Source organism: Methylobrevis pamukkalensis, assembly GCF_001720135.1.
In the GTDB taxonomy this organism is placed as follows: domain Bacteria; phylum Pseudomonadota; class Alphaproteobacteria; order Rhizobiales; family Pleomorphomonadaceae; genus Methylobrevis; species Methylobrevis pamukkalensis.
In genome coordinates, this window is the sequence record NZ_MCRJ01000095.1 from 1 (window position 1) to 17,856 (window position 17,856).

At 68.9% G+C, this 17,856-nt stretch carries 12 protein-coding genes and 1 pseudogene; 7 read left to right on the forward strand and 6 right to left on the reverse strand.

The features are described 5' to 3' along the window. Positions 1–280 precede the first annotated feature (280 nt). The 6 genes from A6302_RS14915 to sbmA all read right to left on the reverse strand — a co-directional run bounded on the left by A6302_RS14915 (position 281) and on the right by sbmA (position 7,836). The gene (locus A6302_RS14915) at positions 281–1,957 is read right to left on the reverse strand and encodes an ABC transporter ATP-binding protein (protein WP_069307711.1); all 1,677 of its coding nucleotides are present in this window, start codon (positions 1,955–1,957) and stop codon (positions 281–283) included. Between the two features lie 8 nt (positions 1,958–1,965). Beyond that, the gene (locus A6302_RS14920) at positions 1,966–3,123 is read right to left on the reverse strand and encodes an ABC transporter permease (protein WP_083255807.1); all 1,158 of its coding nucleotides are present in this window, start codon (positions 3,121–3,123) and stop codon (positions 1,966–1,968) included. A 68-nt stretch (positions 3,124–3,191) separates the two neighbouring features. After that, a complete protein-coding gene (locus tag A6302_RS14925) occupies positions 3,192–4,301 on the reverse strand; it encodes a microcin C ABC transporter permease YejB (protein ID WP_069307712.1) in 1,110 nt (369 codons plus the stop codon). Between the two features lie 73 nt (positions 4,302–4,374). Next, positions 4,375–5,295 carry an ABC transporter substrate-binding protein gene (locus A6302_RS25415; protein WP_280939267.1) on the reverse strand — a complete coding sequence of 307 codons (921 nt, stop codon included), beginning with the start codon at positions 5,293–5,295 and terminating at the stop codon, positions 4,375–4,377. After that, complete coding sequence (locus tag A6302_RS25420; protein ID WP_280939270.1) at positions 5,211–6,377, reverse strand: ABC transporter substrate-binding protein; 1,167 nt, start codon at positions 6,375–6,377, stop codon at positions 5,211–5,213. The genes A6302_RS25415 and A6302_RS25420 overlap by 85 nt, the downstream gene beginning before the upstream one ends. Before the next feature lie 172 nt (positions 6,378–6,549). Continuing rightward, positions 6,550–7,836, reverse strand: coding sequence for a peptide antibiotic transporter SbmA (sbmA, locus tag A6302_RS14935; RefSeq protein ID WP_069307713.1), 1,287 nt, complete (start codon positions 7,834–7,836; stop codon positions 6,550–6,552). A 146-nt stretch (positions 7,837–7,982) separates the two neighbouring features. On the opposite strand from sbmA, the gene A6302_RS14940 reads away from it, so the two are divergent. The 7 genes and pseudogenes from A6302_RS14940 to addB form a co-directional block, all read left to right on the forward strand. Next, on the forward strand, positions 7,983–8,390 hold the full coding sequence (locus A6302_RS14940) for a group II truncated hemoglobin (RefSeq protein WP_069307714.1): 408 nt from the start codon (positions 7,983–7,985) through the stop codon (positions 8,388–8,390). A gap of 378 nt (positions 8,391–8,768) precedes the next feature. Continuing rightward, a pseudogene (ahcY, locus tag A6302_RS14945) lies at positions 8,769–10,168 on the forward strand (adenosylhomocysteinase). 729 nt (positions 10,169–10,897) lie between these two features. Further along, a complete protein-coding gene (locus A6302_RS14950) occupies positions 10,898–13,258 on the forward strand; it encodes a sensor histidine kinase (RefSeq protein WP_245294084.1) in 2,361 nt (786 codons plus the stop codon). Continuing rightward, on the forward strand, positions 13,255–13,629 hold the full coding sequence (gene tsaE, locus A6302_RS24655) for a tRNA (adenosine(37)-N6)-threonylcarbamoyltransferase complex ATPase subunit type 1 TsaE (RefSeq protein WP_245294085.1): 375 nt from the start codon (positions 13,255–13,257) through the stop codon (positions 13,627–13,629). The genes A6302_RS14950 and tsaE overlap by 4 nt, the downstream gene beginning before the upstream one ends. Continuing rightward, on the forward strand, positions 13,557–14,720 hold the full coding sequence (locus A6302_RS14955) for a phosphotransferase (RefSeq protein ID WP_245294086.1): 1,164 nt from the start codon (positions 13,557–13,559) through the stop codon (positions 14,718–14,720). Before tsaE ends, A6302_RS14955 begins: the two co-directional genes overlap by 73 nt. A 213-nt stretch (positions 14,721–14,933) precedes the next feature. Continuing rightward, positions 14,934–15,632 carry a nucleotidyltransferase family protein gene (locus A6302_RS14960; RefSeq protein ID WP_069307715.1) on the forward strand — a complete coding sequence of 233 codons (699 nt, stop codon included), beginning with the start codon at positions 14,934–14,936 and terminating at the stop codon, positions 15,630–15,632. Between the two features lie 7 nt (positions 15,633–15,639). Beyond that, the coding region (gene addB / locus A6302_RS14965; protein ID WP_069307716.1) for a double-strand break repair protein AddB at positions 15,640–17,856 on the forward strand (2,217 nt) is incomplete at its 3' end.

The following is a 17,856-nucleotide window of genomic DNA, read 5'->3' on the forward strand; positions in this document are numbered from 1 at the left end:
CGATGTCACAGACGCGTGATCGTCTTCGCCCTGCGGCAAGGAGTTTCCCGCGAGCACATCTCACGCATCTGCGAATTGTTTGATATGCACCGCACAAAACTGGCGGGATTATCCAGCTATTGTTCGCCGATCCGGCACCTATGATCGAATCATGCTCGAAAGTGCTGCGGGAGCCGGCAGAAAGCCGCTCAATTTTTCGCCATGCCTATGGCGTTGCGAAAATGCATCGGCCGGTCGAAAAGGATCGGAAGCGGCCGGAAACCGCCGTCTTCCGTCTGCGTCAGTCGGACACCGTGCCGGTGGTGTCGGCTTCGAGGCGCAGGGCGGCGGCCATCAGCGCGCGGGTGTAGTCGCTCTTCGGTGCCCCGAACACCTCGGCGGCCGGCCCGGTCTCCACCGCGACGCCGCCGCGCATGACGATGACGTCGTTGGAGAGGGCCCGCACCACCCGGAGATCGTGGCTGATGAACATGTAGGCGAGGCCATGCCGGCGCTGCAGGTCGCGCAGCAGGTCGACCACCTGCGCCTGCACGCTCATGTCGAGCGCCGAGGTCGGCTCGTCGAGCAGCACGAATTTCGGCTGGAGCACCATGGCGCGGGCAATGGCGATGCGCTGGCGCTGGCCGCCGGAGAATTCGTGGGGATAGCGGTGGCGGCTCTCCGGATCGAGCCCGACCTCCTCCAGCGCGCGCACGACGCGGCCCTCGCGCTCGGCGGCGCGGATGCCCGGTGCATGGATCTCCAGCCCCTCGCCGACGATCTCGCCGATCGCCATGCGCGGGCTGAGCGAGCCGTAGGGGTCCTGGAACACCACCTGCAGATCGCGCCGCAGCGGCCGCATCTGCCGGCTCGACATGCCGTCGATCCGCTGGCCGAGATAGGCGACCGGCCCTTCCGACGAGATGAGGCGCAGCATGGCAAGGCCGAGCGTCGTCTTGCCCGAGCCGGACTCGCCGATGACGCCGAGCGTCTGGCCGGCGCGCACGGTGACCGAGACGCCGTCCACCGCCTTGATGTGGCCGACGGTCCGGCGGAAGAAGCCGCGGCGGATCGGGAACCAGACCTTGAGACCGTCCGCCTCCATCACCACCGGGGCGGAGGGGTCGGACGGCGGCGGGGCGCCCTTCGGGGCGGCCGCGAGCAGCTTGCGGGTGTAGTCGTGGGCCGGATGGGCGAACACCGCCCGGGTCGGCCCGGCCTCGACGATCTCGCCCCTGGTCATCACGCAGACGTCGTCGGAGAAATGCTCGACGATGCCGAGATCGTGGGTGATGAACAGGATCGCCATGCCGCGCCGGGCCTGGATCTCCTTCAGGAGCTTGAGGATCTGCGCCTGCACGGTCACGTCGAGGGCGGTCGTCGGCTCGTCGGCGATCAGCAGGTCGGGCTCGTTGGCGAGCGCCATCGCGATCATCACCCGCTGGCGCTGGCCGCCGGAAAGCTGGTGCGGATAGGCGCCGAGCCGCTCTTCCGGATCGCGGATGCCGACCTCGTGCAGGAGTTCCAGCGTGCGGGCGCGGGCCGCGGTCTTGCCCATGCCGCGGTGGATCTTGAGGATCTCGCCGATCTGCCGCTCGATCGTGTGCAGCGGATTGAGCGAGGTCATCGGCTCCTGGAAGACCATGGTGATCGCGTTGCCGCGCACCTTGCGGATCTCGTCCTCGCTGGCCGCGAGCAGATCGCGGCCCTTGAACAGGATCCGGCCCGAGGGGTGGCTGGCCGCCGGATAGGCGAGCAGGCGCACGATCGACAGCGCCGTCACCGACTTGCCCGAGCCCGATTCGCCGACGAGCGCGAGCGTGCGGCCGCGCTGGAGCGTGAAGGACACGCCGCCGACCGCGATCGCGGGGTCGCCGCCGCCGCGCGCAAACGCGACCGACAGGTTGTCGACGACGAGCAGCGGGCCGGGCTCGGTGCCGGGGGCTGGCGGGGTGGCGGCGGTGGGTCCGGCGGTCATGCGGGGGCTCACCGGAAGGTCTTGCGCGGATCGAAGGCGTCGCGCACCGCCTCGCCGACGTAGATCAGCAGGCTCAGCATCACCGCGATCACCACGAAGCCGGAGATCGCCAGCCACGGCGCCTGCAGGTTGGTCTTGCCCTGCAGCAGCAGTTCGCCGAGCGAGGGCGAGCCGGGCGGCAGGCCGAAGCCGAGGAAGTCGAGCGAGGTCAGCGTCGTCACCGAGCCGTTGAGGATGAAGGGGATGAAGGTCAGCGTCGCCACCATGGCGTTGGGCAGCACGTGGCGGCGCATGATGGTGCGGTCGGGCACGCCCAGCGCGCGGGCGGCGCGGACATATTCGAAGTTGCGGGCGCGCAGGAATTCGGCGCGCACCACGCCGACGAGCCGCGTCCACGAGAACAAGAGCAGGATGCCGAGCAGCAGCCAGAAGGTCGGCACGAAGATCGAGGCGATGATCAGCAGGATGTAGAGCTCGGGCAGCGAGGTCCAGATCTCGATCATCCGCTGGAAGACGAGATCGGTGACGCCGCCGAAATAGCCCTGCACCGCGCCGGCGGCAACGCCGACGATCGAGGACAGGATCGTCAGCGCGAAGCCGAACAGCACCGAGATGCGGAAACCGTAGATCACCCGGGCAACCACGTCGCGGCCCTGGTCGTCGGTGCCGAGCCAGTTCCAGTTGCCGAGCGTGCAGTTGGGGTCGGCGCTGCCCTCGGCGTAGCGCTGGCAGCGGGTGTCCTCGTCGAGCAGCCAGGTCGGCGGCGCGGGCGCCGGCACCGGGATCTCGTTGTTGACCGTGCGGTAGGAGTAGCGGATCGGCGCCCAGAGGATCCAGCCGTTGCCCTCGATCTCCTGCTGGTTGACCGGATCGCGGTAGTCGGTCACGGCGAGGAAGCCGCCGAACACCTCTTCCGGATAGTCGACCACGATCGGATAGTAGAGGTCGCCCTTGTAGGAGACGAGGATCGGCCGGTCGTTGGCGATCAGCTCGGCAAACAGCGACAGCACGAACAGGACGCCGAAGATCCACAGCGACCAGTAGCCGCGCCGGTTGGACCGGAAATTCTCCCAGCGCCGCCGGTTGAGCGGCGACACGCGCGACCGCTTCGGCGAGGGCACCGTCATGTCGGGGGCGGGGATGGCGGGGTCCGGATGGGTCGTCATGCGCGGCCTTCTCCCGTTCGATCCACGCGCTGATCCGAAAACCGGCTTCCACTCTTCGGGCGCATGGATCAGACCTCCCGGCTCTCGAAATCGATCCGCGGATCGATCCAGGTGTAGGTGAGATCCGAGATCAGGCCGATCACGAGGCCGAGCAGCGAGAAGACGTAGAGGGTTGCGAACACCACCGGATAGTCGCGGTCGACGATCGAGCGGTAGCCGAGCAGGCCGAGGCCGTCGAGCGAGAAGATCTGCTCGATCAGCAGCGAGCCGGTGAAGAAGGACGAGATGAAGGCCCCCGGAAAGGCGGCGATCACCAGCATCATCGCGTTGCGGAACACGTGGCCGTAGAGCACCTTGCGCTCGGTGAGCCCCTTCATCCGCGCGGTCATCACATACTGCTTGCCGATCTCGTCGAGGAAGGAATTCTTGGTCAGCAGCGTGGTGGTGGCGAAGGCCGAGAGCACCAGGGCGGCCATCGGCAGGGCCAGGTGCCAGAAATAGTCGAGGATCTTCTCCGGCCAGGACAGGCTCGCCCAGTTTTCCGAGGTGAGGCCGCGCAGCGGGAACCAGTCGAAGAAGGATCCGCCGGCAAACAGCACCACCAGCAGCACGGCGAACAGGAAGCTCGGGATGGCGTAGCCGACCGCGATCACGCCCGAGGTCCAGACGTCGAAGCGCGAGCCGTCGCGCACCGCCTTGGCGATGCCGAGCGGGATCGAGATCGCATAGGTGATCAGCGTCAGCCACAGGCCGAGCGAGATCGACACCGGCAGCTTTTCCTTGATGAGGTCGATCACCGAGATCTTGCGGAAATAGCTCTCGCCGAAGTCGAACACCGCGTAGTTGCCGACCATCAGCAGGAAGCGCTCGAGCGGCGGCTTGTCGAAGCCGAATTCCTTCTCGAGCCTGGCGATGAACTCCGGGTCGAGCCCCTGCGCGCCGCGATAGCGCGATCCGGCCTCGCCGCCGCCGGCGCTGCCGGCCGCATCGAAGCCGCCGACGTCGCCGCCGCCGCCCGACATGCGCGAGGTGGCGTCGGTGTTCTGGCCCTGCAGCTGGGCGATCACCCGCTCCACCGGGCCGCCGGGCGCGAACTGCACCACGAGGAAGGTCAGCGCCATGATGCCGAGGATGGTCGGGATCATCAGGAGGAGGCGACGGAGGATGTAGGCGCCCATGATGTCCTTTCGCGCAGGCCCGTCGGGTGCGGTCCGTCAATCGACGGCAATATGGCAATCGACAGCAATATGGTTAACGAAAGGTGAGCGGCGGCACGGGCCGTCGGCGCCCCCGCCCCGAGGCCCCGTCAGATGCCCTTGCCGATCTTCTCCGCCTTGGCCCGGTCGAGCCACCAGATGTCCATCGAGGCGGCGCCATAGGGCGGCACGATCTCCGGCCGGTCGTAGACGTCCCAGTAGGCGAGCCAGCGCGTCGCCTTGAACCAGTGCGGCACCCAGAGATGCGAGGCGCGCAGCACCCGGTCGAGCACCTTGCAGGCAACGACGAACTCCTCGCGCGCGGGCGCCTTGATGATGATCTCCAGCAGCGCATCGACGCCGGGGTCGGCAAGGCCGGGCAGGTTGCGCGAGCCCGGCTGGCTGGCGCTCGCCGAGCCGTAGACCTGGCGGATGAAGCTGTCGGGATAGTCCGGCAGGCGGAAGCGGAGGGCGGTGACGTCGAAGTCGAAGTCGCGGGTGCGGGCGTGTACTGGGCCGGATCGACCACCCGGTAGGTGGCGGGCACGCCGATCAGCTTCAGGGCGTTGATGTAGCCCATCACATGCGGCTCGAACACGTTGTCGTCGTCGAGGATCTCGAAGGCGATCGCCTCGCCGGCCGGGGTGGTCCAGCGGTCGCCCTCGCGCACGCAGCCGGCGGCGGTCAGCATGTCCATCGCCCCGCGCAGCAGCTTGCGGTCACGGCCCGAGCCGTCGGAGACGGGCGGCACAACGGCCGGGCCGAAGGCCTCGACCGGCAACTTGTCCCGGAGCGGCTCCATGAGGACGAGTTCGGCGGGGGATGGCTCGCCCTCCGCCTTCATCTCCGAATTCTCGAAGAAGGACGAGGTGCGCTGGTAGGAGCCGTACATCAGGTTCTTGTTGGTCCACTCGAAGTCGAAGACCATGGCGAGCGCCTCGCGCACCCGCGGGTCGGCGAATTTCGGGCGGCGCATGTTGAAATACCAGCCTGGGTGCCGGCCGACGTGCCGTCCGGCACCTCGTCGCGGCGGACCCGGCCGTCGGTGACCGCCGGGAAGTCGTAGCCGGTCGCCCAGACCCGCGACGAGAATTCCTCGCGGAAGGTGGTGGAGCCCTTCTTCAGCGCCTCGAAGCCGGCGGTGCGGTCGCCGTAATAGTCGTAGCGGATGATGTCGAAGTTGGTGGTGCCGCGCATCACCGGCAGGTTTTCGGCCCAGTGGCCGGCGACCCGCTCGAAGCGGATCGAATTGCCGAAGCGGAAGTCCTTCAGCCGGTAGAGCCCGGAGCCGAGCGGGGCCTCGCTCAGCGACGCCTTGAAGTCGCGGCCCTGCCACCAGGCCTTCGAGAACACCGGAATGCCGCCGGCCACCGTCAGCGGCAGGCTGCGCGAGGCGTCGGACGTGTAGACCACCTTCACGGTGGCCGCGTCCTCGGCGACGATCTCGGCGACGCCGCCAAGTTCGAGCGCAAGGTTCGGATGGCCGTCGGACTTCAGGATCTCCAGCGAGAAGACCACGTCGTCCGCGGTGATCGGGCTGCCGTCATGGAAGGTCGCGCCCTGCCGCAGGAAGAAGCGGTAGGTCTTGCCGTCCTCCGACACCTCCACGCCTTCGGCAAGGAAGCCGTAGAGATTGTCGAGCGTGTCGAGGGTGCCGGTCATGAGGGTCACCGAGGTGAGGCCCATGCCGGCCGCGCCGTCGCCCTGGAGGACGTAGGAATTCAGCGTGTTGAAGGTGGTGGGGTTCTGGTTGAAGCCCCAGCTTGCCACCTGCGTCGCCACCTCGCCGCCCTTGGGCGCGTCGAGATTGACGTAGTCGAGATTGGCAAAGCCTTCCGGATATTTCAGGTCGCCGAAGAAGGACAGCCCGTGGCGTCGCCCCCTCGCCGCCTGCACCGGCCGGGCCGGCATCAGGGCCAGGCCCGCGGCGGACAGCAGGAAGGCCGCGCCTTTCAGAAAGCCGCGCCGGTCGGGATGGGGACCGAAGGCCGGCAGCGCGGGGGAAGTCTCGGGGCCGGTCTCGGGGGATGCGCCGTGAAGGGGGCGGGTCGGGGCCATGTCGTCTCCTCTGGCGGTTCCGTGCGTTGCGGCATGATCCTATGCGGGACGACATGGAGCAAGGGCGCGGCAGGAACAAGGCCGTGAGGCGGATCGGAGGATGCTCCCGCCGAAAATGGAAAGAGCCGCGATGGCGCGCGGCTCCTTCCGGGTGTCGGCCGTGCGGTTTGCCTTACGGCGCAAGCGGCGCGGTGTCCGGCTCGTGCTCAATGGCATCGAGCGGCCTGTCGCGCATGGCGTCCTCGAAGGCCTTGAGGCGCTTGTAGATCGAGATCAGCTCAACGATCGTGACCCAGCTTCGGACGAGGAACTGGAAGGACTGCGACACCCGCCCGAAGGCCCGGGCGATCTGCTGCATGATGCCGAGGGTGATTGTCCCGGCGATGATGGAGGGGCCGAGGATCACATAGGCAACGATCACATCGGTCTGGATATAGGTCCAGCGCACGACGTCGAAATAGAGAAAGTGCAGGTAGTAGTGGTAGTAGTTCTTCCGGACGTTGCCGAAGAGCTCCCGCAACGTGATTGGATCGGCCCGCTCGCCGTGATCCTCACCAAGCACAAGCTCCTTTCGGTAGGCCGCCTCGACACGCTGGTTGCGGAATTCCAGACCCGGCAACTTGATGCCGGCGACGGCCAGCAGCACCGTTCCGAAGATCGACCAGATCAGCGCGACGAACACGAGGCTGTTGGACACCTCGCCGATGAGCGGAAGCACCGTGACATGCTGCGAGAGGACCCACAGGATCGGGATGAAGGCGATCAGCGTCATGACGGAATCGATCACCGCCGTGCCGATCGATTCCACGATCGTCGCAAAGCGCATGGTGTCTTCCTGGACACGCTGGGCGGCGCCCTCGATATGCCGCAACTGCCCCCATCGCGCCGTGTAATACTCGTTCATCGCCGTGCGCCAGCGGAAGACGTAATGCTTTGTGATGAATGAGCTTACCGACGCGATGATGATATAGACGGTGACGATCGAGAAGAAGCTCCACAACTGGCTCCAGTACTCGGCAGAGGTGATGCTGTTCGGAGCCTGAAGCGCCCTCTGGATCAGATCATAGAAGCTGCCGAACCACTCGTTGATCATCACGTCCACCTGCACGGTGTACCAGATGATGAAGATGATCAGCACCGTCCCCAGCACCGACCAGCGCGACCACGGATGCGGATAGGCGACCATCCAGAAGGCCGTGAAGGCGCCGATGCAGACGGCGATATACTGGTAGAAGAAGAAGTTGGTCGCGCTCTCGTTGGCCGCGGCGAAGGCGGCCTGCGCGGCCTCGTCGGCGCCGGTCGCCAGCGTCAGCGGATAGTCGAAGCCGAACAGCGGGCCGACGCTCAGCGAGCGGGCAAGGCTCTCGCCCAGCGTGAACCACACGACGACGCAGAGGAGGGAAAACAGGGCGAAGGAGGAGAAGAACAACCTGGGGCGCGGGAAGAAGCAGTGGAACAAGGCGGCATCCAGTCCTGCTCGAAGGGCCCTCGAAGCGGGCGCGGCGCCTCAAGGTATAGGTAGATCGCCGGGTGGCGACAATCGGCCCGCGATCACATATGGCTGAGGCAAAATCGCGGCCGGGCGAGTGCGACAGGGAGAGGCGCGTGACGGACGGAACGGGCGGCGAGGTGCGCCGCATCACGCTTTACGAGGCGATCGGCGGCGAGGCGGTCGTGGACCGGCTGACCCGCCGCTTCTACGAGCTGATGGACAGGCTGCCGGAGGCCGCCGCCTGCCGGGCGATCCACCCCGAAAGCCTCGAGGGCAGCCGCGAGAAGCTGTTCATGTATCTGACCGGCTGGCTCGGCGGACCGCCGCTGTTCACCGCGAAATTCGGCGCGCCAATGCTGCGCGCCCGCCACCTGCCCTTCGCCGTCGACGCCGACGCCCGCGACGGCTGGCTCGTGTGCTTCAACCAGGCGCTGGACGAGACGGTGACCCATCCGGAGGTGCGGGCGATGATCCGCGACAACGTGACCAAACTCGCCTTCCACATGCAGAACAAGGGCTGAGGGCGGGCCGCAGGCTGCGGGTCGCGCGGTGTCGGGCGAGGATCGCGGCGGCGCTTGACTGTACCGGAGCACCCCGCATGTCATCCTCCGCGAAGGCGGAGGATCCACGAAAGCCAAGGGCAATCAATGTCGTGGATGGTCCGCCTGCGCGGACCATGACCGGTTCGCGGCCCGCCACACCGCAAGCTCCCTCTCCACTTCGTAACCATCACATAAAGAAATCTTTATATCCTGATTGCCACATGCGCCCGGATTGCCTATAACGGGCCGATCCGCTGGCCTGTCGCCGGCCACCGGGCACCTGCGCCCGGCCCCCCGCGCATTGCGCGCAAGATGGCTTCCCCGCGCCGCGCGCGCTTCAAACGTCAAAGGACCGACATGCCCGTCGCCAAGGAATATCACGTCAAGGATCTCGGCCTTTCGTCCTGGGGGCGCACCGAGATCGAGATTGCCGAAGTCGAGATGCCGGGCCTGATGGCCGTGCGCGAGGAATTTGCCGGCGCGCAGCCGCTCAAGGGCGCGCGCATCGCCGGCTCGCTGCACATGACGATCCAGACCGCCGTGCTGATCGAGACGCTGGCGGCGCTCGGCGCCGACCTGCGCTGGGCCTCCTGCAACATCTTCTCCACCCAGGACCACGCCGCCGCGGCCATTGCCGCCTCCGGCATCCCGGTGTTTGCCGAGAAGGGCGAGACGCTCGCCGACTACTGGACCTACACCGACCGGATCCTCGACTGGGGCAACGGCGAAACCTGCAACATGATCCTCGACGACGCGGCGACGCGACCATGCTGGTCCTGATCGGCGCCAAGGCCGAGACCGACCCGTCGGTGCTCGACCACCCGAAGAACGAGGAAGAAGAGCATTTCTACGCCACGATCCGCCGCCGGCTGGCGAAGGACGCGACCTTCTACTCGCGCGCCAAGGCGGCAATCCGCGGCGTGTCGGAAGAAACCACCACCGGCGTGATGCGGCTCTACCAGCTGCAGGAAAAGGGCGAGCTGCCCTTCCCGGCGATCAACGTCAACGACAGCGTCACCAAGTCGAAGTTCGACAACAAGTACGGCTGCCGTGAAAGCCTCGTCGACGCGATCCGCCGCGGCACCGACGTGATGATGGCCGGCAAGGTCGCGGTCGTCTGCGGCTACGGCGACGTCGGCAAGGGCTCGGCCCAGTCGCTGTCGGGCTCGGGCGCCCGGGTGCTCGTCACCGAGATCGACCCGATCTGCGCCCTGCAGGCGGCGATGGACGGCTACGAGGTGGTGACGCTCGAGGACGCCGCCCCGCGCGCCGACATCGTGGTGACGGCCACCGGCAACAAGGACATCGTCACGATCGAGCACATGCGCCGGTTCAAGGACATGGCGATCGTCTGCAACATCGGCCACTTCGACAACGAGATCGAGGTTGCGGCGCTGAAGAACCTCAAGTGGCGCAACGTCAAGCCGCAGGTGGACCTGATCGAGTTCCCGGACGGCAAGCGGATGATCCTCCTGTCGGAAGGCCGGCTCGTGAACCTCGGCAACGCCACCGGCCACCCGAGCTTCGTGATGAGCGCCTCCTTCTCCAACCAGACGCTGGCGCAGATCGAGCTCTGGACCCGCAGCGAGAGCTACGAGAACAAGGTCTACGTGCTGCCGAAGCATCTCGACGAGAAGGTGGCCGCGCTGCATCTCGCCAAGCTCGGCGCCAAGCTGACGGTGCTGTCGGACGAGCAGGCGAGCTACATCGGCGTCAGCCCGCAGGGCCCGTTCAAGTCGGCCCAGTATCGCTACTGACCGGCACCTGTGGACAAATCTCCTGGCAACGCGGCGCGGGCCCCGCGCCGGCGTTGTCATGTCGGTGATGCCGCGCGTGGGGGGCATGCACCTTCTCCGCGCGGGACGGGCGCTGCCCGCGTCCGCCATGCGGCGCGCCGGCCGGCCTCGGGGCCGCCGCAGCGATCTCGACCGCCCGGCGCCGCCGTCGTGCCGTTTCGGGAAAGACTTTTACCCTTTGGTAACTTCCGCCGTGAGAGGCTGAGCGGTCGTTACGCGGGTAAATCCTGCCGCCGATCTTTCGGTCGCCATATCAAAACGGCTTGGCAGCTCACACTCGACTCAGAGCAATCCCCGCACGAGTCAGATGAGAGTCTGTATTATTTCGCATGACTCACGTTCGACACGACTCGCAGACCGTGTATCGGAACATCATTCGCGGTCTTCGGGCAACACAAGCCGCAATTTCACTTTTCCACACAGCAAAAACTTGGCGCAGACTCTTTGAGCCGCACTGGAAAAAAGCTATCTTGAGATGATTCGAGGGCGAAGACGACGCGAGGGTTGCCGACGTCTGCCCTGACGGGATGTGGACTGACGGGGGTTGTCGCGATGCCGGGACTTTGCCGGAAAGGGAAGGGGCTTCCCATTTCTGCAAGCCGCCAGCTGATCTGGACCGCCACGACCGCTCTCTGCCTTCTGCCGGCCACGGCGACCGCACAGATCGTCCGGTATGGCTCCGATGGCGCGGTGCAGATCGATTCCTTCGGCGTCGCCTGGTTTGCGGCCTTTGCCGGATCGATCTGCTTTGCGGTGGTCAGCGCCGCCGCGCTGATCCGCGCCAAGGCCCGCTCGGAAGCCGAACTTGCCCGCCTCAAGACCGAGAATGCCGAGCTGAAGCTGGTCGCCGACCGCGCCGAGGCGGCGCTCGGCGCCGATGACCAGCGTCTGGTGATCTGGTCGGCCGCCAACGAGGGGCCGGTGGTGATGGGCACCCTGCCCGAGAGCACCCGCGTGCCGGCCGGTCGCGCCGGCTTCCTCGCCTTCGGCAGCTGGATGACCCCGGCCGCCTCGCAGGAGCTGGAGGAGCGGGTGTCGGCCCTGCGCGGCCGCGGCGAGGGCTTCACCCAGGCCCTCGAGACCCTGTCGGGCACCCACGTGGAAGCCACCGGCTGGGCCTCGGGCTCGCGCACCATCGTCCGCTTCCGCAATCTCAGCAAGGAACGGCTGGAATATGTGGCGCTGAAGGAGCAGCACGCGTCGCAGGGCCGCGAGCTTGCCGCCGTCCACAGCCTGCTCGACGCCCTCGCGATGCCGGCCTGGCTGCGCGACGAGGCCGGGCGCCTCACCTGGGTCAACGCCGCCTATGCCCGCACGCTCGCCCTGCCCTCCTCCGCCGCGGCGGTCGAGAGCGGCATCGAGCTGCTGGACAGCGCCGCCCGCCAGGCGGTCGAGCGCCAGCGCCAGACGACGCCCGTGTTCCAGCAGCGCCTGTCGGTGGTCGCCGCCGGGGCGCGCCGGGTGTTCGACGTGGTGGATGCGGTCTGCGAGCATGGCAGCGCCGGCATCGCCACCGATGTGGGCGAACTGGAGAAGGTCCAGTCGGAGCTGCGCCGCACGATCGAGAGCCATGCCCGCACCCTCGACCAGCTGGCCACCGCCGTCGCCATCTTCGGGCCGGACAAGCGCCTGCTGTTCTACAACGAGGCCTATCGCTCGCTGTTCGGCTTCAACGCCGCCTTCCTGGAATCGGCGCCCGAGGACGGCGCGGTGCTCGACCAGCTGCGCACCCTGCGCAAGATTCCCGAGCAGGCCGACTATCGCAGCTGGAAGCGCGAGGTGCTGTCCTCCTACCAGTCGCTGGAGACCCGCGAATTCTGGTGGTACCTGCCCGGCGGCCAGACCCTGCGCATGATCGCCAATCCGCATCCCTCCGGCGGCGTCACCTATGTCTACGAGAATGTCACCGAGCGGCTGGAACTGGAAAGCCGCTACAACGCGCTGATCCGGGTGCAGGGCGAAACCCTCGACCACCTTGCCGAGGGCGTCGCCGTGTTCGGCTCCGACGGCCGGCTGCGGCTGTGGAACCCGGCCTTCGTCGAGATGTGGCGGATCGAGGGGCTGGACCTCGAGGCGCGCCCGCATGTCAACGAGGTGATCGGCCGGCTGGCGAAGATCGCCCGCGAGGTCGAGGTCTGGACCCGCATCCGCACCGCGGTCGCCGGCCTTGCCGACAGCCGCGAGCGCGAATCCGGACGTCTCGAATGCCACGACGGCAGCGTCGTCGACTTCACCACCGTGCCGCTGCCGGACGGGGCGACCCTCGTCACCTTCGTCAACATCACCGACAGCGTGAATTTCGAGCGCGCGCTGGTGGAAAAGAACGAGGCGCTGCAGGCTGCGGACCGGCTGAAGAACGACTTCATCCAGCACGTTTCCTACGAACTGCGCTCGCCGCTGACCAACATCATCGGCTTCGCGCAGCTTCTCTCCGACGAGAAGATGGGGACGCTGAACCCCAAGCAGCGCGAATACACCGGCTACATCATGGGCTCGAGCGGCGCGCTGCTCACCATCGTCAACGACATCCTCGACCTTGCCACCGTGGACGCCGGCGTCATGGAGCTGGAACTCGGCGAGGTCGATGTTTCGGCGACGCTGGAGGCGGCCAGCGGCGGCCTGCGCGACCGCCTGTCCGACGCGCACATCAGCCTCGAGGTCACCGTCGATCCGGACATCGGGCCGCTCAGGGCCGACGAGAAGCGGCTGCGGCAGATCCTGTTCAATCTCCTCTCCAACGCCATCTCCTTCTCCGAGGACGGCGGCCGGATCGAGGTGATCTGCAAGCGCGAGGGCGAGGAGGTCGTCTTCATCGTGCGCGACGAGGGCCGCGGCATTCCGCAGGACTTCATCGACGCGGTGTTCGCGCGCTTCGAAAGCCGCTCGGCCGGCTCGCGCCGCCGCGGCGCCGGCCTCGGCCTGTCGATCGTCAAGAGCTTCGTCGAACTCCACGGCGGCAAGGTGCGGATCGTGTCGGTGGAAGGCCGCGGCACGACCGTGACCTGCCGCTTCCCGGCCGTCCCGCTGCCGGTGGCCGAAGCCGCCGAATGAGCGGCGCGGGCGCCCCGATCCGCCTTGGCGACGAGGCGGCCACGACGCGCCTCGCCGAGGATATCGCCCTCGTGCTGCGGCCCGGCGACTGTCTCTGCCTCGAGGGGGATCTGGGCGCCGGCAAGACCACCTTCGCCCGCGCCCTGCTGCGGGCGTTGGCCGACGATCCGGCGCTGGAGGTGCCGAGCCCGACCTTCACCCTCGTCCAGTCCTACGACCTGCCGCGCTTTCCGGTCGCCCATTTCGATCTCTACCGGCTCGCCGGGCCGGACGAACTGGCCGAGACCGGCTTTGCGACGTGCTGGCGCGCGGCGTGGCACTGGTCGAATGGCCGGACCGCGCCGGCGACGAGATTCCCGCCGACGCCCTGACGCTGACGCTCGCCCTCGGCGACGACCCGACCGCGCGCCTTGCCTATCTTTCCGGCGACCCGGACGCGTGGCGCGACCGGCTGGCGCGCAGCTTCCGCGTCCGCCGGCTGCTGGATGCGGCGGGCCTCGGGGGTGCGTCCCGCCGTTTCCTGCAGGGCGACGCCTCGTCACGTTCCTACGAGCGCATCCGCGCCCGTGACAAGCCGGCCGTGCTGATGAACTGGCCCGAGCCGCCGCGCGGCGCGCTGTTGCCGGACGGACGGACCTATGCCGAGGTCGCCCATATCCAGACCTCGCTCGCCGCCTTCCTTGCCGTCGCCGAAACGCTGCGCGCCCGCGGCTTCGTGGCCCCGGGCTTCCTTGCCGGCGACCGCGAGGCCCGGCTGCTGCTTCTGACCGACCTCGGGGCCGAGGGGATCGTTGCCGGCGGCGCGCCCATCGCGGCGCGCTATCTGGCGAGCGCCGAGGTGCTGGCCGACCTTCACGGCGAGGACCTGCCGGACACGGTCGACGCCGGCGATCTCTTCGGCGACGGGTCGCCCGTGGTCCACAGTCTGCCGGCCTATGACCGGGCCGCGCTGGAGATCGAGCTGTCGCTCAATCCGCAGTGGTGGGTGCCGCATGTCACCGGACGGCCGGCCGATCCCGACTGGATCGGCGAATTCCGGGTCCTCTGCGATCCGCTGCTGGCGGCGCTCGGCCGGGCCGAGACCTCGTGGACCCTGCGCGACGTCCATTCGCCGAACCTGATCTGGCAGCCGGGCGAGACCGGGCGGCGCCGGGTCGGCTTCGTCGACGTGCAGGACGCGATGATCGGGCCGGCCGCCTATGACCTCGCCTCGCTGGTGTTCGCGCGCGCATCGATGTGCCCCCGGCGCTCCAGGACGATCTCGTCGCCGCCTATCTCGCCGCGCGGCGGGCGGCGGATCCGGACTTCGACGCGAGCGCCTTCCTCGACGCCTTCTGGATCTCGGCCGCCCAGCGCAACCTCAAGATCCTCGGCGGCTTTGCCCGGCTCGCCCGCCGCGACGGCAAGCCGGCCTATCTGGCCCATGTGCCGCGCATCCGGCGCTACCTCGACCGGGCGATGACGGAGCCTGTTCTCGCCGACCTCGCGCTCTGGTATGAACGGCGGATGCCGCGCCCCTGAGGCCTCGACGCCCGTTGCGCCGCGGATCGTTTCGTCTTTCCGGCCGATGGCCACCCCCGGGAGCAGCATTCGATCGATGTCCGCCGCCTCGCCTCGTACCCCGTCCGACGCCGCCCCCTCCCCCACCCGCCACAGAACCGTTCCGAAGACCGCGATGGTGCTGGCCGCCGGGCGCGGCAAGCGGATGCGCCCGCTGTCGGCGACCACGCCGAAGCCGCTGATCGAGGTGCGCGGCCGCGCCCTCGTCGACCATGTGCTGGACCGGCTGGTCGAGGTCGGCGTCGAGACCGCGGTCGTCAACGTCCACTATCTCGCCGATCTGGTGGAGGTGCATGTCTCCAAGCGTCAGGCGCCGCACATCCTGATCTCCGACGAGCGCAAGGGCCTGCTCGACACCGGCGGCGGCGTGGTGAAGGCGCTGCCGCTGCTGGGCGACGAACCCTTCTTCCATCTCAACTCCGATTCGATCTGGATCGAGGGCATCCAGCCCAATCTGGAGATGATGGTGGACCACTACGATCCCGAACGGATGGACATGCTGCTGATGCTGGCGCCGACCGTGTCCAGCGTCGGCTATGACGGTATCGGCGATTTCGTGATGGGCAAGGACGGGCTCTTGTCGCGCCGGCCGGAACGCTCGGTCGCGCCCTTCGTCTATGCCGGCGCGGCGATCATCCATCCGCGCATCTTTGCCGGCGAGACAGCCACGGCCTTCTCGCTCAACCGCCTGTTCGACCGGGCGATCGCCGACCAGCGGCTCTACGGCCTGCGCATGGACGGCATCTGGCTGCATGTCGGCACGCCGCAGTCGATCGGCGAGGCGGAGGCGACGATCGCCGCCAGCGCGGCGTGAGCGCGTCATGAGCGCGCCCGGGGACGGCATCGGGACAAGCGATGCGGCGGCTCAGCCGCCGCGCGTCGTCACCATCCCGCCCGGCGTGCCCTTCCTGCCGACCCTCGTCGACGCGCTTCTGTCCGGACGGCTGGTGCCGGGGTTTTCCCACGACGGCGATCCGCTGGCGCTCGCCGCCGTCACCCTGCTGGTGCCGACCCGGCGCGCCGCCCGGGTGCTGCGCGGCGTCCTCCTCGACGCGCTCGGCGGCAAGGCCGCGCTTCTTCCGCGAATCCGGCCGATCGGCGACGTCGACGAGGACGGCGACGCCTTTGCGGTGGACCTGCCCGACCTCGACCTGCCGCCGGTGATCGGCGAGGCCGACCGGCTGCTGGCGATGGCCCGGCTGGTGGCCGGCTGGCGCACCCGGCTCGCCCCGCAGCGCGAACTGACGCCGCACGGGGTGCCGATCCGCATTCCCGCCTCGCCGGCCGACGCGATCCACCTCTCCCGCGATCTGCTCGCCCTGATGGACCAGGCGGCGGCCGAGGAGGTGGACTGGCGGCGCCTCGCCGGTCTCGTGCCCGACGACCACGCCGCCTACTGGCAGCTGACGCTGACCTTCCTCGACATCGCCACCGCCGCCTGGCCGGCGTTTCTCGCCGAACGCGGCCTGATCGAGCCGGTGGAGCGGCGTCGCCGCCTCACCCAGCGGCTGATCGACCGGCTGGCCGCCGGGGCGCCCGGCCCGATCATCGCCGCCGGCTCGACCGGCTCGATCCCGACCACCGCCCGGCTGCTGGCCGCGATCGCGCGCCTGCCGCAGGGCGCCGTGGTGCTGCCGGGCCTCGACACCGATCTCGACGACGCGAGCTTCCGCCTGATCGCCCCGCCGGTCGGCCCCGGCGTCCCCAGCCATCCGCAGGCGGCCCTTGCCCATCTTCTTGGCGTGATCGGCCTCGACCGCCGCGACGTCGCCGTGCTGGGCGAGGAAGATTCGGCCTCCGCCGCCCGCCGCCGCATCCTGTCCGAGGCCATGCGGCCGGCCGAGACCACCGACCGCTGGCCGGCCTTCACCGCCGCCCTCGATGAGGCCGCCCGGCAGAGCGCCACCGACGGCCTGTCGCTGCTGGTGGCCCGCTCGCCGGCCGAGGAGGCGCTCGCCATTGCGGTCGCCTTGCGCGAGACCGTTGAGACGCCCGGCCGCACCGCCGCGCTGGTCACCCCCGACCGGGATCTCGCCCGCCGCGTCTGCCTGGAACTGCAGCGATTCGGCCTTGCCGTGGAGGATTCGGCGGGCGAGACGCTGGAGGCGAGCGCGCCGGCGCTGCTCGCCCGGCTGGTGGTGGAGACCGCCGTCTCCGGCTGGCGGCCCGACACGCTGCTCGCCCTGCTCAAGCATCCGCTGGCCGCCTTCGGCCTGCCGCGGGTGGCGGCCCGCGCCGCCGCCCGGGCCATGGAGATCGCCGTGCTGCGCGGCCCCCGGCTGGCCGCAGGGGCCGCGCCGCTGCTGACCGCGCTCGACCGCGTGCTGGTTGCCTTCGAGACCGAGGGCGCGCGGCTGCATCCGGTGCTGCGCACGCTCGGCCCCGGTCCGGTGCGCGCGGCACGCGATCTGGCGCAGCGCCTTGCCGAGGCACTGGCGCCGCTCGACGCGCTGACCGGCCGGCGCGAACTGCCCCTCGAAGCGCTTCTGGACGCGCATCTCGCCGCGCTGCGCCGGGTCGCCGCCGACGAGGCCGGAACCGACGCCCGCCTGTTCGCCGGCCCGGCGGGCGAGGAACTCGCCGGCTTCTTCGCGGCCTTCCTGTCGGCGACGCCGGGGCAGATGGTGCTGGACACGGCGAGCTATCCGCCGGCCTTCCTCGCCCTGATCCGCGGCCGGCAGGTGCATCGCCCGGTCTCCGGCGAGGTGCGGATCTCGATCTGGGGCCAGCTGGAGGCCCGGCTGATGGACGCCGACCGGGTGGTGCTCGGCAGCCTCGTCGAGGGGGTCTGGCCCGCGCGCACCGACACCGGCCCGTGGCTGTCGCGGCCGATGCGCGGCGAACTGGCCTTTGCCCCGCCCGAGCGGCGGATCGGTCTGTCCGCCCACGACTTCGTCATGCGCTGCGGCGGGGGCGACGTGATCCTCGCCCTGCCGGAGAAGCGCGACGGCGCGCCGAGCGTTGCCTCGCGCTGGCTGCAGCGGCTCGGCGCCGTGCTCGGCCCGCAGACGAGCGCGCAGATGCGGGCGCGCGGCGAC